Source organism: Mycobacterium sp. Root135 (assembly GCF_001426545.1).
Lineage (GTDB): Bacteria > Actinomycetota > Actinomycetes > Mycobacteriales > Mycobacteriaceae > Mycobacterium.
Genome location: NZ_LMEZ01000005.1, coordinates 94,713 through 119,143, shown reverse-complemented (window position 1 = coordinate 119,143; position 24,431 = coordinate 94,713). Strand labels below are relative to the sequence as shown.

25 protein-coding genes are annotated in these 24,431 nt (G+C 67.2%); 14 read left to right on the top strand and 11 right to left on the bottom strand.

All coding sequences use genetic code 11. The annotated features are described in order from the left end of the window. Positions 1-72 precede the first annotated feature (72 nt). Positions 73-294, top strand: coding sequence for a three-helix bundle dimerization domain-containing protein (locus ASD37_RS32700; protein ID WP_056551174.1), 222 nt, complete (start codon positions 73-75; stop codon positions 292-294). Between the two features lie 87 nt (positions 295-381). Here ASD37_RS32700 and ASD37_RS11725 read toward each other — a convergent pair whose 3' ends face one another. Beyond that, entirely contained in the window at positions 382-954 is a 573-nt protein-coding gene (locus ASD37_RS11725; protein ID WP_056551173.1) for a hypothetical protein, read from the bottom strand. Positions 955-1,100: 146 nt separating this feature from the next. Here ASD37_RS11725 and ASD37_RS11720 point away from each other — a divergent pair, with 146 nt between their 5' ends. Next, on the top strand, positions 1,101-2,186 hold the full coding sequence (locus ASD37_RS11720; RefSeq protein WP_056551172.1) for an S-(hydroxymethyl)mycothiol dehydrogenase: 1,086 nt from the start codon (positions 1,101-1,103) through the stop codon (positions 2,184-2,186). Next, on the top strand, positions 2,183-2,815 hold the full coding sequence (locus tag ASD37_RS11715; RefSeq protein WP_056551171.1) for an MBL fold metallo-hydrolase: 633 nt from the start codon (positions 2,183-2,185) through the stop codon (positions 2,813-2,815). The genes ASD37_RS11720 and ASD37_RS11715 overlap by 4 nt, the downstream gene beginning before the upstream one ends. A gap of 44 nt (positions 2,816-2,859) precedes the next feature. On the opposite strand, the gene ASD37_RS11710 is transcribed toward ASD37_RS11715, so the two are convergent. Genes ASD37_RS11710 through glyA form a run of 5 tightly spaced genes read right to left on the bottom strand, consistent with a single transcriptional unit; the run spans position 2,860 to position 9,206 of the window. Beyond that, a complete protein-coding gene (locus tag ASD37_RS11710) occupies positions 2,860-3,483 on the bottom strand; it encodes a sarcosine oxidase subunit gamma (protein WP_056551170.1) in 624 nt (207 codons plus the stop codon). Next, complete coding sequence (locus ASD37_RS11705) at positions 3,476-6,337, bottom strand: glycine cleavage T C-terminal barrel domain-containing protein (protein WP_056551169.1); 2,862 nt, start codon at positions 6,335-6,337, stop codon at positions 3,476-3,478. Before ASD37_RS11705 ends, ASD37_RS11710 begins: the two co-directional genes overlap by 8 nt. Beyond that, positions 6,334-6,612, bottom strand: coding sequence for a sarcosine oxidase subunit delta (locus tag ASD37_RS11700; protein ID WP_056551168.1), 279 nt, complete (start codon positions 6,610-6,612; stop codon positions 6,334-6,336). Before ASD37_RS11700 ends, ASD37_RS11705 begins: the two co-directional genes overlap by 4 nt. A gap of 30 nt (positions 6,613-6,642) precedes the next feature. Further along, the gene (locus tag ASD37_RS11695) at positions 6,643-7,881 is read right to left on the bottom strand and encodes a sarcosine oxidase subunit beta family protein (protein WP_056551167.1); all 1,239 of its coding nucleotides are present in this window, start codon (positions 7,879-7,881) and stop codon (positions 6,643-6,645) included. Further along, positions 7,878-9,206, bottom strand: a complete 1,329-nt coding sequence (gene glyA / locus ASD37_RS11690) for a serine hydroxymethyltransferase (RefSeq protein ID WP_156720858.1) — start codon at positions 9,204-9,206, stop codon at positions 7,878-7,880. Before glyA ends, ASD37_RS11695 begins: the two co-directional genes overlap by 4 nt. Positions 9,207-9,314: 108 nt before the next feature. Here glyA and ASD37_RS11685 point away from each other — a divergent pair, with 108 nt between their 5' ends. The 4 genes from ASD37_RS11685 to ASD37_RS11670 all read left to right on the top strand — a co-directional run bounded on the left by ASD37_RS11685 (position 9,315) and on the right by ASD37_RS11670 (position 11,612). Further along, positions 9,315-9,998 (top strand): GntR family transcriptional regulator, encoded by a 684-nt coding sequence (locus ASD37_RS11685; protein ID WP_056551165.1) that lies wholly within the window; start codon positions 9,315-9,317, stop codon positions 9,996-9,998. 112 nt (positions 9,999-10,110) lie between these two features. Then, on the top strand, positions 10,111-10,785 hold the full coding sequence (locus ASD37_RS11680) for a GntR family transcriptional regulator (RefSeq protein WP_370072766.1): 675 nt from the start codon (positions 10,111-10,113) through the stop codon (positions 10,783-10,785). Positions 10,786-10,839: 54 nt separating this feature from the next. Beyond that, a complete protein-coding gene (locus ASD37_RS11675) occupies positions 10,840-11,109 on the top strand; it encodes a DUF1778 domain-containing protein (protein WP_056551164.1) in 270 nt (89 codons plus the stop codon). Beyond that, on the top strand, positions 11,106-11,612 hold the full coding sequence (locus ASD37_RS11670) for a GNAT family N-acetyltransferase (protein ID WP_056551163.1): 507 nt from the start codon (positions 11,106-11,108) through the stop codon (positions 11,610-11,612). The genes ASD37_RS11675 and ASD37_RS11670 overlap by 4 nt, the downstream gene beginning before the upstream one ends. A gap of 21 nt (positions 11,613-11,633) precedes the next feature. Here the strand turns inward: ASD37_RS11670 and purU are convergent, their stop codons facing one another. Genes purU through ASD37_RS11650 form a run of 4 tightly spaced genes read right to left on the bottom strand, consistent with a single transcriptional unit; the run spans position 11,634 to position 16,507 of the window. After that, on the bottom strand, positions 11,634-12,485 hold the full coding sequence (gene purU / locus ASD37_RS11665) for a formyltetrahydrofolate deformylase (RefSeq protein ID WP_056551162.1): 852 nt from the start codon (positions 12,483-12,485) through the stop codon (positions 11,634-11,636). A gap of 34 nt (positions 12,486-12,519) precedes the next feature. Continuing rightward, positions 12,520-13,413 (bottom strand): bifunctional 5,10-methylenetetrahydrofolate dehydrogenase/5,10-methenyltetrahydrofolate cyclohydrolase, encoded by an 894-nt coding sequence (locus ASD37_RS11660; protein ID WP_056551161.1) that lies wholly within the window; start codon positions 13,411-13,413, stop codon positions 12,520-12,522. Next, the gene (locus ASD37_RS11655; protein ID WP_056551160.1) at positions 13,410-14,051 is read right to left on the bottom strand and encodes a cyclodeaminase/cyclohydrolase family protein; all 642 of its coding nucleotides are present in this window, start codon (positions 14,049-14,051) and stop codon (positions 13,410-13,412) included. The genes ASD37_RS11660 and ASD37_RS11655 overlap by 4 nt, the downstream gene beginning before the upstream one ends. Further along, positions 14,048-16,507, bottom strand: coding sequence for an FAD-dependent oxidoreductase (locus ASD37_RS11650; RefSeq protein WP_056551159.1), 2,460 nt, complete (start codon positions 16,505-16,507; stop codon positions 14,048-14,050). Before ASD37_RS11650 ends, ASD37_RS11655 begins: the two co-directional genes overlap by 4 nt. Positions 16,508-16,675: 168 nt before the next feature. Between ASD37_RS11650 and ASD37_RS11645 the strand changes: the two genes are divergently transcribed. From ASD37_RS11645 to ASD37_RS11620, 6 genes are all read left to right on the top strand, one after another. Then, positions 16,676-17,458 (top strand): IclR family transcriptional regulator, encoded by a 783-nt coding sequence (locus tag ASD37_RS11645; protein WP_056551158.1) that lies wholly within the window; start codon positions 16,676-16,678, stop codon positions 17,456-17,458. Positions 17,459-17,945: 487 nt separating this feature from the next. After that, a complete protein-coding gene (locus tag ASD37_RS11640) occupies positions 17,946-19,493 on the top strand; it encodes a BCCT family transporter (protein WP_056553052.1) in 1,548 nt (515 codons plus the stop codon). 183 nt (positions 19,494-19,676) lie between these two features. Next, the gene (locus tag ASD37_RS11635; protein WP_056551157.1) at positions 19,677-20,039 is read left to right on the top strand and encodes a bifunctional 3-phenylpropionate/cinnamic acid dioxygenase ferredoxin subunit; all 363 of its coding nucleotides are present in this window, start codon (positions 19,677-19,679) and stop codon (positions 20,037-20,039) included. Continuing rightward, positions 20,036-21,235, top strand: coding sequence for an NAD(P)/FAD-dependent oxidoreductase (locus ASD37_RS11630; protein ID WP_200959881.1), 1,200 nt, complete (start codon positions 20,036-20,038; stop codon positions 21,233-21,235). Before ASD37_RS11635 ends, ASD37_RS11630 begins: the two co-directional genes overlap by 4 nt. Positions 21,236-21,322: 87 nt before the next feature. Beyond that, complete coding sequence (locus ASD37_RS11625; RefSeq protein ID WP_056553044.1) at positions 21,323-22,444, top strand: aromatic ring-hydroxylating dioxygenase subunit alpha; 1,122 nt, start codon at positions 21,323-21,325, stop codon at positions 22,442-22,444. Positions 22,445-22,453: 9 nt separating this feature from the next. Continuing rightward, complete coding sequence (locus tag ASD37_RS11620; RefSeq protein WP_056551156.1) at positions 22,454-22,675, top strand: hypothetical protein; 222 nt, start codon at positions 22,454-22,456, stop codon at positions 22,673-22,675. Positions 22,676-22,691: 16 nt separating this feature from the next. On the opposite strand, the gene ASD37_RS11615 is transcribed toward ASD37_RS11620, so the two are convergent. Beyond that, positions 22,692-24,080, bottom strand: a complete 1,389-nt coding sequence (locus ASD37_RS11615; RefSeq protein ID WP_056551155.1) for an L-serine ammonia-lyase — start codon at positions 24,078-24,080, stop codon at positions 22,692-22,694. Positions 24,081-24,265: 185 nt separating this feature from the next. On the opposite strand from ASD37_RS11615, the gene ASD37_RS31440 reads away from it, so the two are divergent. Beyond that, the gene (locus ASD37_RS31440; RefSeq protein ID WP_156720856.1) at positions 24,266-24,430 is read left to right on the top strand and encodes a hypothetical protein; all 165 of its coding nucleotides are present in this window, start codon (positions 24,266-24,268) and stop codon (positions 24,428-24,430) included. Position 24,431: the final 1 nt, after the last annotated feature.

The window sequence follows — 24,431 nt, the reverse complement described above, 5'->3', positions numbered from 1 at the left end:
ACCCGTCCCCAATTCGCTCAGAGGCGGGCACTCGCACTCCCCGACCGAGAGCTTCGACCGTTGTCGGTCAGGATGGCTGGCAGTCCGGGAGGGAGCGAGCAGGAGGCGTTGCTGTACGTGCACGAACGCCTGAGTAGTCGACATTCCGAGCTGGCGGCAGAAGACATTTTGGCTGTAATACGAAGTGCGTACGCATCTTTCGACGAGAGTCCGATCCGCGACTTCGTGCCCCTCCTCGTCGAGGGCCGTGCTGGCGCGGAGCTGTCGGCAAGGGACGCGCCTACGTCGGTCTAGTCCAATCTGGGGCTCTGGCGCCGCTTCCGCCCCACTGCTCAACGCTCATCTTCAGGTTTGCGGACACCTGCCAAGGGGACGGCTTGGTTAGGCCGCTTCCCATCCGCCCCAGTCGTTTCCGGTGAACAGCCGTCCGTTGGGGATCTCGAAGTGCTCGAGGAACACCTGCAGCGCCGGTTGCATCTCGCCGTGCAAAGAGGTCATGGCCTCGACGATCTCCGGCGTCATCGGGTCATAGTCCGCCGGCTTCTTCGCCGGGATCAGGCCGAGGTGTAGTGCCATCTCCAGCTGATAGAAGGTGAAGTCGCCGTAGGGGCGTTTGGGGTCGGCGCCGGGAATCTCTTCGTCGTCGTAGGGCTCGGACAGTCGCCAGTTCGTCTTCGCCAGCAAGCGTCGATGCCGATCGGTGAAGTCGAAGGTGCCTTCGTCGTCGAACGTCTCGACGAAGGACGAGTACTCGAAGTGTGCGGGGGGCCTGCGGTACGGATACGCCCCCGACGGGCAGGTGCCGTGTTCCGCCGCGATGCGCAACAGGTGGACGTCGTCGGGTTCGGATTCCCAGTCCGGCGGGAAACACGGCGCTCCTACTTCGGCTCCGTCCCAGCCCACTCGTACTGCCCGTAGACGGTCGGTATGGCTCTGCTGCCAGAGGATTTCCACGTCCCCGAGTATCTCAAAGTCGGGCTGCGGGTGGTCGGACAGCCTGGCCGTGACTCAAGAGTGCAATTGATATACTAGACACGAACTTACTAATACAGCACAATCGTCGCTAGTCAGCCACCGTCTCGCCAAAAAGGAGCTACCCCATGCCGCAACAGGCTCGAGGTGTGATCGCCCGCTCGAAGGGTGCACCGGTCGAAGTTACGACGATCACCATCCCCGACCCCGGACCCGGCGAGGTCGTCGTGAAGATCCAGGCCTGCGGCGTATGCCACACCGACCTGACCTACCGCGAGGGCGGCATCAACGACGAGTTCCCATTCCTGCTCGGCCACGAGGCCGCCGGAATCGTGGACGAAGTCGGCGCCGGAGTCGAATCCGTCGCCGTCGGCGACTTCGTCATCCTGAACTGGCGCGCGGTCTGCGGACAATGCCGCGCCTGCAAGCGAGGTCGCCCGCAGTACTGCTTCAACACCCACAACGCCGCCCAGAAGATGACCCTGGACGACGGCACCGAGCTCACCCCGGCGCTGGGCATCGGCGCATTCGCCGACAAGACCCTCGTCCACGAAGGGCAGTGCACCAAGGTCGACCCCGATGCCGATCCGGCCGTCGTCGGTCTGCTTGGCTGCGGCGTGATGGCGGGCCTCGGTGCCGCGGTCAACACGGGCAACGTCTCGCGCGGTGACTCGGTCGCCGTCATCGGATGCGGTGGCGTCGGAGATGCCGCCATCATGGGCGCACGCCTCGCGGGAGCCGGCACGATCATCGCCGTCGACCGCGACTCCCGCAAGCTCGAGTGGGCCCGCGAACTCGGCGCCACCCACACCGTCAACGCCACCGAGGAGGACACCGTCGAGGCCGTGCAAGCGCTCACCGGCGGGTTCGGCGCCGACGTCGTCATCGACGCCGTCGGTCGCCCCGAGACGTGGCGCCAGGCCTTCTATGCCCGTGACCTCGCCGGCACCGTGGTCCTGGTCGGCGTGCCCACCCCAGACATGCAACTCGAGATGCCGCTGGTCGACTTCTTTTCTCGCGGAGGCTCGTTGAAGTCGTCGTGGTACGGAGACTGCCTGCCGGAACGCGATTTTCCGATGCTGGTGGACCTCTACCAGCAGGGCCGCCTGCCGCTGGAGCGCTTCGTCTCCGAGCGGATCAAGCTCGACGAGATCGAGGACGCCTTCCACACCATGCACGCCGGCGCGGTACTCCGGTCGGTCGTCGTCCTGTGAGCGGCGACCTGCGGATCGACAGGGTCGTCACCTCGGGGACGTTCAGTCTCGACGGGGGAACCTGGGACGTCGACAACAACGTGTGGGTCATCGGTGACGACGACGAGGTGGTCATAGTCGACGCCGCGCACACCGCGGACCAGATCGTCGCGGCGGTCGCGGGGCGCAACGTGGTGGCCGTCGTCGTCACCCACGGCCACGACGACCACGTGACCGTCGCGCCACAATTGGCCGAGGCCGTGCACGCTCCGGTGCTGCTGCACCCCGGTGACGACATGCTCTGGCAGGCAACACATCCCGACGAGAAGTACTGGAACCTCGACGCCGGGCAGCGCATCGGAGTCGCGGGCACCGAGCTTCAGGTGCTTCACACGCCGGGTCACTCGCCGGGATCGGTCTGCCTCTATCTTCCCGAGGCGGGCGCGCTCTTCTCCGGTGACACGTTGTTCAACGGTGGCCCCGGCGCCACCGGTCGGTCCTACAGCGACTTTCCCACCATCGTCGACTCCATCCGCGACTCCCTGTTCACGTTACCCGACGAGACCCGCGTCCACACCGGCCACGGGGACCACACCACCATCGGCGCGGAGGCGCCTCACCTCGCCGAATGGATCGCCAGGGGGCACTGACCGGCACCTCGCGCGCCGGGTCTGACGACCCGGCGCGTTCCGCGTTACCAGTCGACGCCGTACTCCTCGGCGCCGTCGACCAGCCATTCCGCGAGGTAGCGTGCGAACGACGACCGCACCAGGATCCGGTAGTCGGACCCGTTGTCGCTCAACGGCATCAGTACGACAGCGGCCTGCCCAAGCATCGTCTGGACGGCGGCACCGGGGCCGAACACCGTGGGGTGCAGGTCGACCGAGCAGCCCTTCGCGAGGACGTCGCGGGCGTGTTCTCCGCGAAGCCGAACCGTGGTGCGCTGCGCCGACACGTCGACCGCCGCTCCGCCGTGCTCGACCACCGCGTCACGCAACCGCGACTCCAACTCCTCGGGCTCCAGAGCCGTCGAGGTGACCAACCACTCGTCGGGACCGAACCAGATCACCGTCACATCCGGTGCCGTGGCCGTCGTCGACGCGGTGGTGGGCAACGCCTCGACTCCGAGCACTGCCGCGGCCGCGGCGGCGCCGGCACCAGCCGGGTCGACCCACAGGTCGACCATCGCGACGAACGGTTCCTCTTGCACACCAGCGGAATCCGGCAACTGAGCGAACCGGCTGGCGAAGCCCTCCAGGGGGCTCCTTCGGGTGAGGCTGTCAGCGACATTCCCCGTCGCTTCGCTCGCCTTAGCCATCACGGCGGGCTCCTTCGGGATCGACGAGGACGGAACCGGTGACCTCCACCGGCACCAGGGTTCCGTTGACCGGGACACTCAGGGTGTCGCCGATGCGGGCATGGCCACCCTTGACAAGGGCCAGGGCGAACGGACGCCCCAACTCGGCGCTCCGGTAGCTCGACGTGACGTGTCCGAGCATCGGCACGGGTGGCGGAGGCAGCTCACCGTTCGCGGTGGGTTCGATGATCTGCGCACCCTCGGGCAGCACCGTCTCGGCGTCGATGGGCAGCAGCCCGACGAATTGCTTGCGGAGTGGGTTGAGGTTCTCGCTGCGGGAGAAGGAACGCTTGCCGATGAAGTCGACCTTCTTCTTCGACACCACCCAATTCATCCCCAGATCCTGCGGGGTGATGGTGCCGTCGGTGTCCTGGCCGATGATGGGGTAACCCTTTTCGGCGCGGAGCACGTGCATCGTCTCGGTGCCGTAGGGGGTGATCCCGTGGCGCTCGCCGGCGTCGATCAGCTTCTCCCACACCGCGGTTGCGTACCAACCCATCACGTTGACCTCGTAGGCGAGCTCTCCGGAGAAGCTGACCCGACCGACCCGGACGTGCGCTCCGCCGAGGGTGGTGTCCCGCCACGCCATGAACGGGAACGCGTCATTGCTGACGTCGAGATCGGAGAACACCGCGCCGACGACGTCCCGGGACTTCGGGCCGACGACAGGGAAGGTGTGCCACTGCTCGGTCACCGAGGTCATCCGAACCCGCAGGTGTGGCCATTCGGTCTGCAGCCACTCCTCCATCCAATCGAGGATGTGGGCGGCGCCACCGGTGGTGGTGAACACCTGGAAGCGGTCGTCGGCGAGGCGCATCACGGTGCCGTCGTCGATGACCATGCCGTCGGCGCCGCACATGACGCCGTAGCGGATCATCCCGACCTTCAGGCTGCTCATCAGGTTCGTGTAGAGCATGTCGAGGAACTCGCCGGCATCCGGACCCTGGACGTCGATCTTGCCGAGGGTGGACCCGTCGAGAATTCCGACTCCCGTTCGGGTGGCGGCGCATTCGCGTAGGACGGCGGTGTCCATATCCTCGTCGCCCTGGGGGTAGTACCGCGGGCGCTTCCATTGCCCGACGTCCTCGAACACCGCACCGCGGGCCACGTGCCAGTCGTGCACCGCGGTGACCCGCTCCGGGTCGAACATGTGCCCCCGGCTGCGGCCGGCCAGCGCGGCGAACGCGACCGGCGTGTACGGCGGTCGGAAGGTGGTGACACCCATGTCCTCTGGCCGGCTGCCGAGCAGGTCGGCGGTGATGCCGGAGGCGACGACACCGGAGGTCTTGCCCTGGTCGTGTGCGGTTCCAATGGTGGTGTAGCGCTTGATGTGCTCCATCGAGCGCATGCCGGCACCCACCGCCCTGACGAGGTCGGCGACCGTGGCGTCGCGCTGGACGTCGACGAACTGCCGGGTCGCGGTGGCGGGATCGCGGACGTACCACAGCACCACGCCCGCACCCGGGGTGCGAACGGGATCGGCTTCACCGGGATGTGTGTCGGCCGCAGCGTCGAATCCGATTGACGCCAGGGCTGATTCGACGGCCTCGCGACCACTGCGCAGGCATCCCGGCAGGTCGAAGACGCCAGTCGCCGACCCCGCGACGTCGACTCCGTCGAGGGCTTCGCCTGGCACGAAGGCGCCGAGCGTTTCGTCGTAGCGCAGCTTCCCGCGGGCCTGGCTGTACAGGTGCACCGCCGGATTCCAGCCGCCGCTCACCAGGAGCACGTCGCACGGCACCACGACGGGGGCCGCGTCGTCTGCTGGCGGACGCGAGACGGTGGCGTGGGTGATGCGCGCATCGCCTCGGGTGCCGCTGACCACCGAACCGAGGTGCACCGCAATGTTGCGAGACGCGCACTCCTCGACCAGATCTGGTGACAGATCCGTCCGCGCGTCGACCACTGCAGTGATCCGCACGCCTGCGTCCTGCAGGTCGAACGCGGTGAGGTAGGCGCTGTCGTTGGTGGTGAACACCATGGCCTGCTCGCCGACCTTGACGCCGTAGCGGTGCAGGAAGGTGCGGGCACCGTTGGCCAACATGATGCCGGGCCGGTCGTTGTCGGTGAACACGATCGGACGCTCGTGCGCGCCCGTGGCGACCACGATCCGGCGAGCCCGGATTCGCCACACCCGCTGACGGCTCACCGCCACCGGTGCGTCGCCGCCCAGGTGATCGGTACGCCGTTGCAACGCCAGCACGAAGCCGTCGTCGTAGTGCCCGAATGCGGTGGTGCGCTGCAGGTGCAAGACGTCCGGGAACGTGGCCAGCTCGGACACTGCGTCGGCGACCCACTCCAGCGCGGGCTTGCCGTCGATCGTGTCGGTGCTGCCGAGCAGTGCGCCGCCCGCTTCGCTCTGTTCGTCGAGCAGTACGACCCGCGCTCCTGTCCTGGCGGCGGTCAGTGCGGCGGCCAGGCCGGACGGACCCGCTCCGACGATCAGCACGTCGGTGTGGACGTGCGTCGCGTCGTACTTCGCGGTGTCGGCGATCTCGGCGAGGCGCCCCTGCCCCGGAATGCCCCGTGCGGCAAGCCCGTCGAACAACTCGACGGTAGTGGCCAACAGCATGGGCTCGGGGAACGGGTGCTCCATCTGAACGAGGCCGCCGGTGTCCTCGGCCCACGCGGCGGTGAAGCCCCGTGGCCGCCCCAGCTTGATGCTGGTGGTCACCTGGTGAACGCCGTTGGCCAGCAACGCCGATGCGAGCGTGTCACCGGCGTGGCCGGTCAGCTCCCGGTCGTTGAAGACGAAGGTGTGGGTGGTGGTGCGGTCGACGCGACCGCCCTCGGCGGTGCGGAACGGTGCATTCATGAACTGGTCGGCCTCTGCTCGTCAGGTCGGTACACGCTGTGGAACTCGTAGGTGGCGGTGTCGCGGACGGCGTTGAACCACCGGCGGCAACCCGCGCTGTGGCTCCAGCGTTCGGCGAAGAGCCCCTTCGGGTTGGTGCGGAAGAACACGTAGCGTGCCCATTCCTCGTCGGTCAGCGCCTGCGGGTCCTCGGGGTAGGCGACGTGTGCCTCCCCGCCGTAGTGGAATTCGGTCTCCTCGCGCGTTCCGCACCAAGGACATTCGATGAGTTGCATGGTGTTGCTCCTGTGAACGGCTCGATGGACCTAGTGCGCGACGCCGGCGGCGCCGTGTTCGTCGACGAGCGCTCCGCTGACGAACCGGTCGAGGCTGAACGGGGCGACGAACTCGTGCGGTTCGTCGTTGGCGATGGTGTCGGCAAGACACCAGCCGATGCCGGGGGTCGCCTTGAATCCACCTGTTCCCCAGCCCGCGTTGAGATACAGGTTCTCGTACGGGGTGCGGCCCACGATCGGGGACGCATCCGGGCAGACGTCGACGATGCCGCCCCAGGTGCGCAGCAGATGTGCGCGGGCGAACACGGGGAACAGCTCGACGGCGGCGGCCATCTGCCGTTCGATGATGTGGAACGCCCCGCGCTGACCGTATCCGTTGTAGGAGTCGACGCCTGCGCCCATCACCAGTTCACCCTTGTGGGCCTGAGACACGTAGACGTGCACGGCATTGCTCATCACGATCGTCGGATGCACGGGCTCGAGCAGCTCCGAGACCAGAGCTTGCAGGGGATGGCTCTGCAGAGGTGTGCGGATGCCGAGCATGTCGGTCAGCGTCGACGTGTGCCCTGCCGCGCAGAGGGCGACCTGGCCCGCGCCGATGTCGCCCTGGGTGGTGCGGACCCCGGTGACCCGGTCGCCGTCGGTGACGAACCCGGTCACCTCGCAGTTCTGGATGATGTCGATACCGGCCTGGTCGGCGCGACGCGCGAAGCCCCACGCGACGTAGTCGTGCTTGGCGATGCCTGCCCGCGGTTGGTACGTCGCCCCCATGACGGGATAGCGAATGTCGTCGGAGACGTTGACGATCGGGCAGAGCTTCTTGACTTCGTCGGCGTCCACCCAATGGGCGTCGACCCCGTTGAGCTTGTTGGCCTCGACCCGTCGCACACTGTCGCGGACGTCCTGCAGGCTGTGGGCGAGGTTCAGAACACCGCACTGCTTGAACAGGATTGGGTAGTCGAGATCGTCTTCGAGGCCCTCCCACAGTTTGAGCGCGTGCTCGTAGATGCGGGTGCTCTCGTCCCAGAGGTAGTTCGACCGGATCAGCGTGGTGTTGCGGGCCATGTTGCCACCCGCGAGCCAGCCGCGTTCGAGCACGGCGACGTTGGTGATGCCGTGGTTCTGCGCGAGGTAGTGCGCGGTCGCCAGTCCGTGGCCACCGCCGCCGACGATGACGACGTCATAGTTCTTCTTGGGCGTCGGTGTGCGCCAGAGGAATTCCGGATGGTCGGGCAGGTGTGCGCCGGGCGGCACGGTTTGGGTGGTCACAGCGTGGCTCCTGCGAGGCCTGGGTAGAGCGGGAAGCGCGCCGCGAGGGCGTCGACCCGGGTACGGAGTTCGGCGAGGGCGGCGTCGTCGGTTGCGGGTCGCAGCGCGTGGCTGATGACGTCGGCGACCTCGGCGAAGGCGTCGAGGTCGAAGCCGCGCGTCGCGAGGGCCGAGGTGCCGATGCGCACGCCCGAACTGATCATGGGCGGGCGTGGGTCGAAGGGGACGGCGTTGCGGTTGACGGTGATGCCGACGCGGTGCAGCCGATCCTCGGCCTGCTGGCCGTCCAACTCGGAGTCACGAAGGTCGACGAGTACCAGGTGCACCTCGGTGCCACCGGAGACGACGCTGATGCCTGCGGCACGCGAATCCGGTTGCAGGAGACGGTCTGCGAGGATCTTGGCGCCGTCGAGGGTGAGCTGCTGGCGCACGACGAACTCCGGTTGGGCGGCGACCTTGAACGAGACGGCCTTGGCGGCGATGACGTGTTCCAGCGGACCGCCCTGCTGACCGGGGAAGACCGAGGAGTTGAACTTCTTCGCCAGGGCCTCGTCGTTGGTCAGGATTATGCCGCCGCGCGGGCCGCCGAGGGTCTTGTGCGTCGTCGAGGTGACGACGTGTGCGTGCGGCATGGGGGAGGGGTGCAGACCGGCGGCCACCAGGCCGGCGAAATGCGCCATGTCGACCATGAGGTAGGCCCCGACGTCGTCGGCGATGCGGCGGAACTCGGCGAAGTCGAGCTGCCGCGGATAGGCCGACCAGCCGGCGAGGATGAGCTTGGGTTTCCGTTCGTGGGCCACACGTTCGACCTCGGCCATGTCGACCAGGTGGTCGCCCTCGGTCACGTGGTACGCGGCGACGTCGTACAGCTTGCCGGAGAAGTTGAGCTTCATCCCGTGGGTCAGGTGACCGCCGTGCGGCAGTGCCAGACCCAGGATGGTGTCGCCGGGGGTGAGCAGTGCGGCCATCGCCGCGGCGTTGGCCTGCGCGCCCGAATGCGGTTGCACGTTGGCGTATTTCGCGCCGAAGAGCTCGGTGACTCGGTCGATGGCGAGCTGTTCGATCACGTCGACGTGCTCGCACCCGCCGTAGTAGCGCCGGCCCGGGTAGCCCTCGGCGTACTTGTTGGTCAGCACCGAGCCCTGGGCCTGCATCACGGCGAGTGGGGCGAAGTTCTCGCTCGCGATCATCTCGAGGGTGTTCTCCTGGCGGGCCAGCTCGGCGGTGATCGCGTCGTGGACGGCCGGGTCGAGCTCAGCCAGGGACGCGCCAAGGAGTGGGTTCGCGGGCTGTACCGACATCGGCACCGCGGTATCGAGAGTCATGGACGCCTTCCTGACTGAGATCTCATTGGGTAAGTCACTGGTATATCAGTTAACGATTAGGCTAGGATCAAAACGCGATTACGTCAACAGATCAACGGAAGGTCGGCGATGACACTGGCGGATTTCCAGGCCGACGGCTCCCTGACCGGAACCGACATCGGCACCGAGAGCAACGCGGACCGCGCGTATGAGGTGATTCGCGAGCGCCTGGTGATGCTCGACATCCGGCCCGGCGAACCGATCAACGACGACCGGCTGTCCGCGGAACTGGGCCTCGGCCGCACCCCCGTTCGGGAGGCCGTCAAGCGCCTGGAACGGGATCGACTCGTCGTCGCGTATCCCCGCCGCGGCACCTTCGCGACCGCCGTCGACCTGACCGACCTCGCGGACATCTCCGAGATCCGCAAACAGCTCGAGCCCACCGCGGCGGCCAGGGCGGCCCGCACGGCGTCCGCCGACATGCGCGCGCGACTCGGTGTCTTGGCAGAGAGCATCGCCGCGATCGACGACGGTGACGACCCGCGGGAGGTCTTGCGCCGCGACGTCTACGTGCACCGCGAGATCTACCGGGCGTCGGGGAACCCGCACCTCGAGCAGATCCTGATCACCCTCGACGGCCACGCGACGCGGATCTGGTGTTTGTTCCTGGACCGGCTGCCCGACGTCGCGAGCCACGTACGGGAGCACATCGCGCTGCTCGATGCGATCGTCGCCGGTGACGAGGCGGCCGCGGCCGACCTGACCTTGGCGCACGTCACGGGCTTCGAGCGGGAGATCCGCGCGCTGCTCTGACGGCGAGCCGGGCACGGCGGTCACCGGGCGTCGACGTACTGATATATCATCGACACGGCACGGTCGGGTTAACTTCCGGGTGCAGGACGTCGACGTCGGGAGGATCGTGACCGTGACAACGCTGAGCTCGGAGGAGCTGGAAGCCGACCCCGAGGGCATGTCGTTCGCCGACCGCGCCTACCTCGCCATCCGAGACAAGCTGATCATGCTCGACATCCGCCCGAACGAGGCGATCGTGGAGAGCGAGCTGGCTGCCGAACTGCAGTTCGGAAGAACCCCCGTCCGGGAGGCGCTGAAGCGACTGGAGGCCGACCGGCTGGTCGTGTCCTATCCCCGTCGCGGCACGTTCGCCACCGGAGTCGACGTCGCCGACCTTCGGCACATCTCGCAGATCCGGGTGAACCTGGAGCCGGTGGCAGCGAGGACCGCTGCCGAGGCCGCGAGTGCATCGATGAGAGCAGAGCTCGTGCGCTTGGCCGACGACACCGACGCACTCGACGTCGCCGGTATCGACCGCAACGAACTGATGCGGTGGGACCTCAAGGTGCACCGCGCCATCTACCGCGCCGCGGGCAATCCCCATCTCGAAGACGTGCTCGTCCGATACGACAACCTCGCCACCCGGATCTTCTGCCTGTTCCTGGATCGGCTGCCGACGGTGGCCAAGCACGTCGGCGAACACACCAATCTTCTGCGGACCATCGCCGCCGGTGACGGAGACGCAGCCGCGGCGATCGCACTCGAGCACGTCATCGGGTTCGAGGAGTCGGTGCGCGCCATCGTTTGATCGGCGGCACTGCATCACGTTGACGCGTACGCCCGGTGGGCACACAATGGGTAGATGGCTACGAAGACGGAACGTTTCGCAGTGCGCCTGACCGCTGAGCAGGACGCGCTAATTCGTCGAGCAGCCGAGGTGGAGGGGACCGACCTGACCAACTTCATCTTGACCGCGACGCTGGCTCATGCCCGCGACGTTCTCGCTGATCGCCGGCTGTTCACGCTCGACGACGCGACCTGGGCGGAGTTCGTTTCGGTGCTGGACCGGCCGGTATTGCACAAGCCGCGTTTGGCGAAGCTGTTCGCGGAGCCCTCGATCTTCGACGAGTGAGCGGATACAGCGCGCCAAGGCCGATCAGCGCAGACGACGACGTCGCCGACTTCAACAGCGGCGAGCCCAGCTTGGACGGGTACCTGCGCGGGAGAGCGCTGGCCAATCACGTGGAGGGTGCTTCACGATGCTTCGTCACCTGTCGGGGCGGTCGCGTCGTCGGGTTCTACGCGCTGGCATCGGCCTCGGTGGATCGCGCCGATACCCCCGGACGTGTGCGCTGCAACATACCCGATCCCGTACCTGTGATTCTGCTGTCCCGGCTGGCGATCGACGTCGAGGAGCACGGCAAAGGACTAGGTGCGCAGCTGCTGCGTGATGCGATCACCCGGGCGGTGGCCGCCGCACAGATCGTCGGCGTCCGGGCTCTGCTAGTGCATTCGCTGCATGGCCACGCACGCGAGTTCTACGCCCACTTCGGCTTCGAACCCTCACCGACTGACCCGCTGCACCTTCTGCTGCTCATCAAGGACGCTCGAGCCCTGCTCGCCCCAGGGGGGTGATCAGGGCATCCCCGACCAACGTCAGCTGAAGACGACGGTGCGATGCCCGTGCATCATCACGCGGTTCTCGCAATGCCACCGAACCGCGCGGGACAGGGCGAGCGCTTCGGCGTCCTGGCCCACTGTCGCCAGCCGAGCCGGGTCATACGAGTGGTCGATGCGGATGACCTCCTGCTCGATGATCGGGCCCTCGTCGAGGTCGGGCGTCACGTAATGTGCCGTCGCACCAACGAATTTCACGCCGCGGTCGTAGGCCTGGTGGTACGGCTTGGCGCCCTTGAAGCCGGGCAGGAACGAGTGGTGGATGTTGATCGCGCGGGCTTGCAGCGCCGTGCAGGTCTCGTTGGACAGCACCTGCATGTAGCGGGCCAGCACGACCAGGTCGGCCTGGTACTCGTCGACCAGCGCGAGCAGTTCGGCTTCGGCCTCCGGCTTGGTCGTCGGCGTCACGGGGATGTGCACGAACGGTAGGCCCGCTGCCTCGGCCATGGGGCGCAGCACCTCGTGATTGGAGACGACGGCCACCAGTTCACCGCCGAGGGTGCCGGCGCGCCAGCGGAAGATCAGGTCGTTGAGGCAATGCCCCATCTTCGACACCATCACGACCACCCGCGGTGGCACGCCGGCGTCGAAGCGGAAGTTCATCCCGAAACTGTTTGCAAGAGTTTCGAATTGCTCGGTCAGCTCGGGGACGCCGGCCACCTCTTCCCCGCAGATGAACTTCGTACGAAGGAAGAACGATTGGCTCACCGTGTCGTCGAACTGCTGGTGCTCGGCGATGTCGCAGTTGCGGGAGAACAGGAACGAGGTGACGGCGTGGACGATGCCCGGCCGCTGGGGGCAACTCAGCGTCAGGGTGAAGTTCTGGGTCATGAGATCTCCTGGTCGGAACGAGGTGCGGGGAAGGTCATCTGGCGACGGCTCCGACGAGAACGCCGGCATCGTGGTGGGTGGTCGTGCTCAATGCCGTTGCGGCAGTGACGGTGTTGGCCAGCAGCAGTGCGGTGGTCACCGGGCCGACGCCACCGGGGACCGGGGTCAGGCCGCCGGCCCGTCCATCGACCGAGGCCGCGTCGACGTCGCCGAGCAGGGCGCCGTCGTCGGTGGCCGTCGTCCCGACGTCGACGACGATCGCGCCGTCGGCGACGTGGTCGGCCGTCACGAGACCGGGGACGCCTACCGCGACGACGACGATCTCGGCGTTACGGGTACTGGCGGCCAGGTCGACGGTGTGGTGATGGCACACGGTGACCGTTGCGTCCCGTTGAACCAGCAGGTGCGCAACGGGAGTGCCGACCACGACCGACCGGCCGACGACGGACGCGACGCGTCCGCGCAGCGGTACCTCGTGATGGTCGAGCAGGGCCATCACCGCAGCCGCCGTAGCGGGGGCGAACGCCGGCTGGTTCGCGAGCAACCGCCCGAGGCTCAACGGGTTTGCCCCGTCCACGTCCTTGTCCGGGGCGATGGCGGTCCGAAGTGACGTCACGTCGACGCCCTCGGGCAGCGGGGTCTGAAGGATGATGCCGTGGACGTCGGGATCCGCGCTCAGCTCGACGAGTGCGGAGAGGACGTCGTTCTGACCGGCGGTCGCGCCGAGATCGACGATCTGGCAATCGATTCCCGTGCGAGTGGCGGCCTTGGCGATGGATCGGACGTACCACGCCGTCGATTCGTCGTCGGTGGCCGTCACGACCGCCAACTTGGGCTGCACACCCGATTCGCGGAGGGCGCCGGCGCGGGCGGTCACGTCGGCGCGGATCGCGGCCGACAGCTCACCGCCACCAAGGATTCGAGTCATGCGGTCAACTGCTTTCGGACTAGGTCGGTGATGGCGTCGGCTCGCGCGGCGAGGGCGTCGACGCCCCCCATGCGGGCGGCGAACGAGGCGCGGGTCGAGGCGTCGGCGATGCTCGACAGGTTGATCTCGACGTTCACCCTCGCGGTGGTGGCCGCGGCGCGGGCGGCGTCCGCGGCGGCTGCCACGTCGCTGATGACGTTCGGATTGGCCACCGGCAGCAGCTTCTCGGCCAGTTCGACCACGGTCGCCGCCCGGTCGGCGACGCGGGCAGGCACCTCGGCCGCTCGAACCGAGGCCGCACTGATCGCGGCGGAACGCGATTCCGATTCCACCGCAGTGGCTTTCGGCATCTTGTACGCGGAGATGACACCGCTGAAGGCGGCCATGTCGTCGTCGATCAGCTGCAGCGCGCTGCCGCGGACCGCGTCGGCGTCCGCGCAGACTGCGGACACCAGGGCTTCGTGCTCGGCGTAGCGCGCGCCGACGGTGTACCTGGCGACCATCGACACCAACGCCGCGGCCTGGCCGAGGTGCAGTGCGGCGGTGGCGCCTCCGCCGGGTGCGGGGACCTTCGCGGCCAACGCGTCCAGGAAGGCAGCCACCCCGTCGACGCGGAGTGCGTTCTCCGTCGTGGTCATGCCCGAATCTTCTTCATCTCGGGGTCGACGAGTGGTTCGGCCGCGACCGTGGCCGCGATGCGTCGATCGAAGTACTGGATCTCGACACCGGTTCCGACGACGGCGGTGGCAGGCAGCCACGCGTAGGCGATGGGCGCACCGACGGTATGCCCGAACGACGCGCTGGTGACGTAACCGGCGGGTGCGCCGTCGACGAACACCGGCTCGGATCCCAGCACGACCGAAATGCCGTCGTCGACGACGAGGCAGGCCAGCCGCCTTTGCACGGTGTCGTCGGAGATTCCGGCCAAGGCGTCGCGACCGTGGAACTCCTCCTTCTGGAGTCGCACGGCGAACCCGAGTCCCGCTTCATACGGGTTGTGTTCGGTCGTCATGTCGGTGCCCCACGACCGGTAGCCCTTCTCCATGCGGAGGCTGTTGAACGCGGCCCGGCCCGCGGCGATGACGCCGTGCCGCTGGCCCTCTGCCCACAGTGCGTCCCAGAGACGCAGACCGTTGTCGGCCGACGTGTAGAGCTCCCAGCCGAGTTCGCCGACGTAGGACAGGCGCATTGCGGTGACGGGCACGCCGCCGATGCGAACCTGCTTGGAGCGGAAGTACTTGAAGTTCTCGTTCGAGAAGTCGTCGCGGCTGAGCGCGGTGACCACCTCGCGGGCCAGCGGACCCCACAGTCCGATGCAGCAGGTACCGCCGGTGATGTCGCGGACCGTGACGCTGCCGTCGGCCGGGGCCTGGCGGCGGAAGTAGTCCATGTCCAGGTTTCCGTTGGCGCCGACCTGAAAGGTGTTCTCGGACAGGCGGGCAACGGTCAGGTCGCTGCGCACGCCGCCGGCGGCGTCCAACGCCAATGCGTAGGTGACCGCGCCGATCGACTTGTCCATCTTGGCGGTGGTCAGCCGCTCGAGGAGTGCCAGTGCGCCTGGCCCGGACACCTCGAGTCGCTTCAGTGGCGTCATGTCGTACATCGCCACCGCGGTCCTCGTCCGCCACGCTTCGGCTGCGGCGATCGGGGAGTGGAACTTGGCGGCCCACTCGTCACGGGGCTTCGGCTGCCATTCGGGCGGCAGTTGGGCGACCAGGTCGGCGTTGGCCTCGAACCAGTGCGGGCGCTCCCAGCCGTGGCTTTCGAGGAACATCGCGCCAAGTTCCTTCTGGCGGACGTGGAACGGGCTGACGCGGATGTCGCGCGGAGATTCCTTGGGCTGCAACGGATGCAGGATGTCGTAGATCTCGACGAAGTTCTGCTGCGAGGTCTCGCTGACGTACTGCGGGTCGAGCTGGATCTCCTCGAAGCGATGGACGTCGCACCCGTGCAACTCCACCTCGGAGCGTCCGTCGACGAGGAGCTGGGCGACTGCTCTGGCGACGCCGGCCGAGTGGGTGACCCAGACCGCCTCGGCGATCCAGAAGCCTGCGACGTCGGGTGATTCGCCGATCAGCGGTCCGCCGTCGGGGGTGAACGAGAAGATTCCGTTGAACCCGGTCTCGATGGTCGCGTCCCGCAGGCACGGCAGCAGTTCCTTGGACTTCTCCCACGCGGGAGCGAAGTCCTCTTCGGTGAACGTGAGCATGGAAGGCATTGCGTCACTGGTGACTTCACCGCCGGGCAGGTCGCGAAGGTCCACGGGCATGGGGCGGTGTGCGTAGGAGCCGATGCCGAGGCGGTCGACGTGCTCGCGGAAGTAAAGGTCCTGGTCCTGATGGCGCAGGATCGGGAATCCGGCTTCCGACGATTCGGTGTTGCGGCCGACCAGTTCGGGGAGCTGGTGGGTCGTGACGTACTGGTGCGCCAGTGGCAACAGCGGGACGTCCATGCCGATCAACGCGCCGAGGTCCGGACCCCAGAATCCGCCGCAGGAGACGACGATGTCGGCGGGGATCACGCCGGTGGTGGTCGTGACACCGGTGACCCGGCCGCCGCTGTGCTCGATTCCTACGACCTTCGTCGAGCCTCGGAACTCTGCACCGCGGGCCTGTGCGCGACGACTCAGCGCCACGACGGCGCGAGACGCCTTGGCCAGGCCGTCGGTCTCGACGTAGAGCCCGCCCAGGATGCGCTTGGGGTCGAGGAGGGGGTGCAGCTTGGCGCATTCCTCCGGCTCGATGACGCGGGCGTCGACGCCCCACGAGGTCGCCCAGCCCTGCCTGCGGTGCAGTTCGGCCAGTCGCTGGGAGGTGGTGGCGACCTCGAGGCCGCCGACCTGGTTGAAGCACCATTCGCCGTCGACGTCGAGGCCCTTGAACTTGTCGACGGTGTAGCTCGCCAGCGCGGTCATGGTCTTCGACGGCGTGGTCTGGAAGACGAGACCGGGGGCGTGGGACGTCGAGCCGCCGGTCAACGGCAGCGGTCCCTGGTCGACGACGGTGACCTGGTCCCACCCCCTCGCCGTCAGTTCGTCGGCGAGATTGGTGCCGACGATGCCGGCCCCGATGATGACGACGCGGGGTGAGCCCATACTCGTAGTTCTCCTAGTGGTGCCGGCTGCGCCAGTACGTGCGACTAATTGATCAACAACTGATATACCAACCGTACGACGTGACCGTCGGCGGCGTCAAGGGGTGCGGGACGGCAGGCCGGTGAGGAAGGGCCGTTGCGGAGGCGACGCGCTCGATAGTGTGACGCGATGGGCAGCGGACGGTCGGACGCGGTTGGCGGTGGCGTGCAGTCCGTCGACCGAGCGCTGATCGTGCTGGAGATCCTGGCCCGCCTCGGCGAGGCCGGCGTCACCGAGATCGCGTCCGAACTCGACGTGCACAAGTCGACGGCGTCCCGATTGCTCAGTTCGCTGGAGGACCGCGACCTCGTCGAACAGCTGCAGGACCGCGGCAAGTACCGGCTCGGCGTCGGCATCCTCCGGTTGGCGAACGCCGTCAGCGGTGAACTGGACGTCGTGCAGCAGGGGCGCGACATCTGCGAGCGCCTGGCGGCCGACGTGGGAGAGACGGTCAACGTCGCCGTCCGCCGATCGGGATACGTCGTCAACGTCGACCAGGCGAGGGGGCCGTCCGCGGTTGGCACCCACAATTGGGTCGGTGAGCTGACGCCTTTGCATGCCACGTCGAGCGGCAAGGTGCTGTTGGCGTCGATGCCGGCTCGGACCCGGCGCGAACTCCTCGGCTCAGGGCCCCTGACGCGGTTCACCGACCGAACGATTACGTCCGTCGACGAGTTGGAACGTCAGCTGGACGCCGTGGCGGACGACGCGTGGGTCTTGTCGGTGGGTGAGTTCGAGGCTGGCCTCAACGCGGTCGCCGCGCCGATTCGCGACCACGGCGGCGTGGCCATCGCCGCACTGAGCGTTTCAGGACCGGTTTACCGCCTCGACGAGGCGCGGATGCAGGAAATCGGGCCCGAAATCGCCTCGTCGGCTGCTGCGATCGGCCGACGGATGGGTCATCTGGGCTGAACGCTGCGCGGCTGCGGCGAATCGTGATTCGACGTCGTGCTGCGCTTACGCGTCGAGCAGCTACCTAAAGCGCTCGGCGGTGCCCAACCTCGGCGAAAGTTTCTTTGTCTAGCAGTCGCGTATCAGCCAGTCGCGGTCTAATATATCACGAACGCCGCTGGTGGATGGCGTCATCCACCCGCAGCGGGTCGAGTCACCCGGGTCCGCAATGGCCGGCTTTCATGCCGCTCGGAACAGCCCGGGACGCACTGCGGCGGTATGTGAACCTTGGAGAAATTTCGCCAGGGCAGTCGCATACCAACAGAAGTGTGTGACGTGGGTCTCCGTCGAAAGGCGACATGGTCCACGTCACATCAGTCCGATCCGAAACGAGCCGGCTCAGCGCCCTCAGGAGTTTCCCGTGACAGCACAGCAAGAAAATCCACCAGACACCGAATCCATGCCGCTCGAGCCAGAAGCGCTCGACTACTGTTCGCCGGCGTCCGGAATGGACGGACCGCAACCTCCCGGTCGCCCCGTCACCGATCCCGTCGTATTCGGCGTGGCGGCCCTGTCCGTCGTCGCCATCCTCGCGTGGGGCTTGCTCGATCCGCCCGGGTTCTCGACGACGATGACCTCGATCCTCAACTGGGTGGTCGGCAACCTCGGATGGCTCTTCATCCTGTCGGCCACCGGCTTCGTGCTGTTCGCGGTCTGGCTCGCCCTGAGCCGCTACGGCAGGATCCCGCTGTGTGGGGACGGGGACAAACCCGAGTTCAGCACCGTCAGCTGGATCGCGATGATGTTCAGCGCAGGCATGGGTATCGGCCTGATCTTCTGGGGCGTCACCGAGCCGCTCACGCACTTCGTCAAACCCCCACCGGGGCTTGCGGATTCAGCGGCGGGCACCGCGTTGGCCACCGCGCTGTTCCACTGGGGATTCCACCCGTGGTCGATGTACGCCGTCGTCGGCTTGTCGGTCGCCTACGGCACCTATCGGATGGGGCGCAAGCAGCTCATCAGTGCCGCGTTCACCCCGCTGTTCGGTCGCAAGCGCGTCGAGGGGCCCATCGGCAAGATCATCGACATCCTCGCGATCTTCGCGACGATGTTCGGCACGGCCGCCTCGCTGGGCCTCGGCGCACTGCAGATCGGCTCCGGCATCGAGACCGTCGGCTGGGTGGGCCAGGCGGGAACCTTGCTTCTCGTCTCCATCGTCGCGCTGCTGACGCTGGCATTCGTCGCATCGGCGATATCCGGAGTCTCCAAGGGCATCCAGTGGCTGTCCAACATCAACATGGTGTTGGCCCTGATTCTGGCGATCTTCGTCTTCGTCGCAGGCCCGACGGTCCTGATCCTCAACCTGATCCCGACCTCGCTGGGCGACTACCTGGCCAACCTGCCCAGCATGTCCGCCAGGTCGGGCGCCGACGGTGCGGACACCGACAAGTGGCTGTCCTCCTGGACGATCTTCTACTGGGCGTGGTGGATCTCGTGGACGCCGTTCGTCGGCATGTTCCTCGCCCGCATCAGCCGGGGACGCACCATCAGGCAGTTCGTGGTCGGCGTCATCCTGATCCCCACCACGGTGAGCATGGTGTGGTTCGCGGTGTTCGGTGGGGCGGGGATAGGCCAGCAGCGTGACGGGATCGACCTGTACGGCAGTGGCGAACCGGAGTCGACGCTGTTCGGAATGCTCGACCGTCTGCCGTTCGTCGGTGTGTCGTCACTGCTGGTGATGGCGTTGGTGGCGATCTTCTTCGTTTCCGGCGCGGACGCCGCCTCGATGGTCATGGGGACGCTGTCGCAGCGGGGCTCGTTGAACCCCTCGCGATGGGCGGTCGCCACCTGGGGCCTGGCGACCGGGGCAGTCGCGATCCTGATGCTGTGGGCGGGGGGTAGCGATGCGCTCAACGGCCTGCAAACGATGACGATCATCGTCGCGGCGCCTTTCGTCTTCGTGATGATCGGCATGTGCGTCTCGCTGTATCTCGACCTCAGGAAGGACCCGTTGGCAAAGGAGCTGCGGAGGCTTCCGAAGGTCTCGCAGGAGTAGTACGTCGAGGGCGGCCCCGCACCGGGGCCGCCCTTTGGCGTTCCTCGACATTGCCGCCCGATGGCGGAGTGTTTCGCACCAGCTTCCCCCTCTTGACAGCAGTGTGATACGCCCGCAGACTGTTGCGTAATACGAATCACGTTGCGTAATACGCACCAGCGGTCTAACCGGAAGGGTCCGCACATGATCGACATTTGCCCACTCGCCGACCTGCCCCCCGGGGAAGCTCTGCGAGTCGACACCGTCCCTCCGATTGCCGTGTTCCACACCGAAGACGGCGAGGTGTTCGCCATCGACGACACCTGCTCACACCAAGACGCCTCACTCGCCGACGGCTGGGTCGAGGGGTGCGAGGTCGAATGCCCGCTGCATGCTTCGCGGTTCAACCTGCGGACCGGTGCGGTGGACGCACCCCCGGCGAAGCTGCCCGTCCGCGCGCACGTCGTCGCGATCGAGGACGGCCTCATCCGCGTCGAGCTCAGCACCGAGAAGCCGAACCTGCCGCCCGACATCCGGGCCCGGCTCGGCGACGGGGCGAACCGGTGAAGCACGTCGCAATCGTCGGAGCGTCCTTGGCCGGGCTCTCGGCCGCACGGGCGCTGCGCGCCCAGGGTTTCGACGGACGGCTCACGATCGTCGGAGACGAGTCACGGCGGCCGTATGACCGCCCGCCTCTGTCGAAGGGGTTCCTCGTCGGCGACGTGACCGAAGCTGACCTCGCGCTTGAGTGCGACGACGACGACCTCGACGCCACCTGGCTGCTCGGCGCACCCGCCTCTCGACTCGACGCCGCTTGCGGCGCAATCGAACTCGCCGACGGGACGCGGATCGACGCCGACGGCGTCGTCCTCGCGACCGGCTCGCGGGCGCGGCGGTGGCCGGGCAGTGACGAACTGGCCGGCGTCCACGTGATCAGGACCATCGACGACGCATTGGCGCTGCGCGAGGATCTGCGGACCGGTGCCCGGATGGTCGTCATCGGGGCCGGCTTCATCGGCGCCGAGGTCGCGTCGACTGCCCGCAAACTCGGGCTCGACGTCACCGTCGTCGAGGCCGCGCCGACGCCGCTGGCGGTACAGCTGGGCGAGCGGCTCGGCAACGTGGTGTCCTCGGCACACATGGCCAACGGGACGACGCTGATCTGCGGCACCGTCGTCGCGGGCCTCACCGGTGAGAACCGGCCGCTGCGCGGGTCGTCCGGCCCGGACCGGGTCACCGGCGTCAACCTCGCCGACGGTCGGCACCTCCCGGCCGACGTGGTCGTCGTGGGAATCGGCGGCATCCCCAACATCGATTGGCTTCGGGACAGCGGTCTCCAACTCGGCAACGGCGTGCTCTGCGGCGCCGGCGGTGAGACGACCATTCCCAACGTCGTCGCCGTCGGTGACTGCGCGGCATGGCACGACGACCTTCACGGCGCGCCACATCGGGTGGAGCACTGGACCGGCGCGCTCGAACGGCCCGCCATCGCCGTGTCGACGCTGCTCGCAGGCGGACTGCACCAGGGCACCCCGGCCAAGGCGCCGTACTTCTGGTCGGACCAGTACGGCGCTCGCATTCAATTCGCGGGAGCCACTCGCAGTGGTGACGAGATCACCATCGAAGAAGGCAGCTGCGACGACCGCTGCTTTCTCGCCACCTACCGACGTGACGGTCGACTGGTCGCGGTTCTCGCCGTCGACCAGCCCCGGTTGTTCGGCCGTTGGCGCCGCCAATTGGCCGCCGCGCCCGCAAGCGTCTGACCCCAGTCTTCAATCAGCTTCCCAGACCTCGACTTTTCAGACCCAGACTTTTCAGACCACGACCGACCAGGAGTTTCCGTAGTGACCATCGCTACCCCCACCCTGCCCGAGAGCCTCATCGCCACCCTGCCTGGGCACTACTACACCGACGACGGTGTGTTCGCCCTCGAGCAGGAGAAGGTCTTCGAGACCATGTGGTTCTGCGCCGTCCGCGCCGCCGACCTGGACAAGCCAGGCGCGTTCCGGACCGTGCAGGTTGGGCGTGAGAGCGTGCTGATCACGCGGTCGCGCAAGGGCGAGGTCCGCGCCTTCTTCAACGTCTGCAGGCACCGTGGCGCGCAGCTGTGCACCGAGGACAGTGGCGAGGTCAAGCGGGCGTTCCAATGTCCCTACCATGCTTGGACTTACGACCTCGAAGGCAAGCTGATCGCGGCCCCGAACCTGACCAAGATGCCGGACGTCGACCGCAACGAGTACGGCCTGCGCAAGATCGCGGTGCGTGAATGGCTGGGCTACGTCTGGGTCTGCCTCGACGACGAGCCGCCGTCGTTCGAAGCCACCGTGATGCAGGAGATCGTCGACCGGCTCGGTGACGTCGAGTCGATCGACCACTACGGCGTCGCCGACTTGAGCCTGGGCCGTCGGATCACCTACGACGTCAAGGCCAACTGGAAGCTCATCATCGAGAACTTCATGGAGTGCTACCACTGCGCCACGATTCACCCGGAGCTGACGGAGGTGCTGCCCGAGTTCGCCGACGGGTACGCCGCGCAGTACTACGTCGGCCACGGCGCTGAATTCGGGGACGACGTCAAGGGTTTCACGATCGACGGCTCCGAGGGCCTCGACCACATCCCCGGTGTCACCGAGGGCCAGGACCGCCGCTACTACGCCATCACCGTTCGGCCCCAGGTGTTCGTCAACCTGGTACCCGACCACGTCATCGTGCACCGGATGTTCCCGATGGCAGCCGACCGCACCATCGTCGAATGCGACTGGCTGTACATGCCGCACGTCGTCGAGTCGGGGCGCGACGTCGGGCACTCGGTCGAACTGTTCCACCGCGTCAACCAGCAGGACTTCGACGCCTGCGAGCGCTGCCAGCCCGCGATGAGCTCACGGACCTACCGCGACGGTGGGGTCCTGGTGCCCAGTGAGCATCACCTCGGCGAGTTCCACGACTGGCTGCGCGCCAAGCTCGGCGCGTGAGGAGCGACGATGCGTCTCGATTGGTATGACCGTAGGATTCTCGAATTCGTGGTCGCGTGTGGGCCCTGCTCACAGCCGACCGACGAACAGACCTTCGCCTGCTTCGGCATCAGCGCGCAACGCGTGATGCGCCGGCTCGACGCCGTCATCGACCTCGACGACACCCCCGGTCTCCCGCTCGGGGAGCTGGACCGGGGTCTTTTGAAACGCGCTCGCGCACTACGCGTTTAGGCCGTAACCGGCGGTCTCAGCACTCGACGTAGTTGACCGGAACGTTGACTGCGAGGCCGCCGGTGGAGGTCTCCTTGTACTTCGAATGCATGTCCGCGCCCGTGGTGCGCATCGTCTCGATGACCTGATCGAGGCTGACGCGGTGGGTTCCGTCGCCGCGAAGCGCCATCCTGGCGGCGTTGATCGCCTTGCCCGCAGAGATGGCGTTGCGCTCGATGCACGGAATCTGGACGAGCCCCTCGATCGGATCACACGTGAGCCCGAGGCTGTGCTCCATCGCGATCTCGGCGGCGTTCTCGACCTGTTCCGTTGTGCCGCCGAGGATTTCGGCAAGCCCGGCCGCAGCCATGGACGCCGCCGAACCCACTTCGCCCTGACATCCGACCTCGGCACCCGAGATCGAGGCCCGTTCCTTGTACAGCGAACCGATCGCACCGGCGGCGAGCAGGAAGCGAACCGTGGTTTCGTCGCGGTCCCGCTTGCCCGCCGGGGTGTAGTGCATGGCGTAGTGCAGCACCGCGGGCACGATGCCGGCGGCACCGTTGGTGGGTGCGGTGACGATGCGTCCGCCCGAGGCGTTCTCCTCGTTCACGGCGAGCGCCACCAGGTTCACCCAGTCCTCGGCGAATTCGGCACTGCGGTCGGGATCTTCGTCCTTGAGCCGTTCGAACCAGTCCTTGGCGCGGCGGCGCACCTGCAATGCGCCCGGCAGGTTGCCGCCACGGCCGACACCGCGAAGCTCGCACTCCACCATGACGTCGCGAATGTGCAGAAGGCGGGCCCGGACCTCGGAGGCCTCCCGGGTGGCGGTCTCGAGCTCGAGCATGAGATCGCTTATCTTGCAGTCCTTCTCATGGCACAGCTCGAGAAGTTGTTTGGCCGATCCGAAGCTCGACGGGTGCCGGTCGACCTGGCCCGAGGTGGTCTCGCGGCTCTCGGCCTCGGTGACGACGAAGCCGCCGCCGACGGAGAAGTAGGTCTCGCGATGCAGTTCGGCGTCGGAGTCGTCGCGCGCGGTGATCGTCAGGGCGTTCGGATGGAAGGGCAGCATCGTCAACGGTCGCAGGATGAAGTCGCCCTCGGTGAGGGCTATCTCGTGCGCACCGCCGAGGGTGATGCGACCGGTCGCGCGCATCGCGTCGATGCGTCGCTCCATCTCCTCGGTCTCGAGCGATTCGGGAACGAGGCCCTGCAGGCCAAGCAGAATGGCGGTCATCGTGCCGTGTCCGGCCCCGGTGGCAGCCAAGGAGCCGAAGAGGTCCACTCGGACGTCGACCGTGTCGTCGAGTGCGCCGAGCGTCTCCAGGTCGGCGACGAATCTCGCGGCGGCTCGCATCGGACCCACCGTGTGCGAACTCGACGGTCCGATGCCGATCGAGAACAATTCGAACACGCTGATCGTCATGAGACGGCCCTTCTGAGTTGCCGGTAGTGCAGCCTGCGATCGTCCCACTCTGCCGAAGGCGAGGACCGGGTGATCGCCAGTTGATATATTACAGTGCCGAGCGGCCCGCTGGGGGGTGGTTGGCGCGGCAACCTCGTGCGGGGTTTCCAGGCATGGCTTCCCGCCTGCCGGGGTAGTACTCGCCAATGACGACCGCCGACGCCCCACTCCCCGATCCGCCGCCGCCCGTGACGACCACCGACTGGCCCACGGACAAGGCTGACGAGCATCCCCCCGCCCCGGAACCTGAGAAGGTGTCCGAAGTCGGCGACGTCGACTACGAGGGTCACGCCGGCGCAGGCCCGTTCTGAG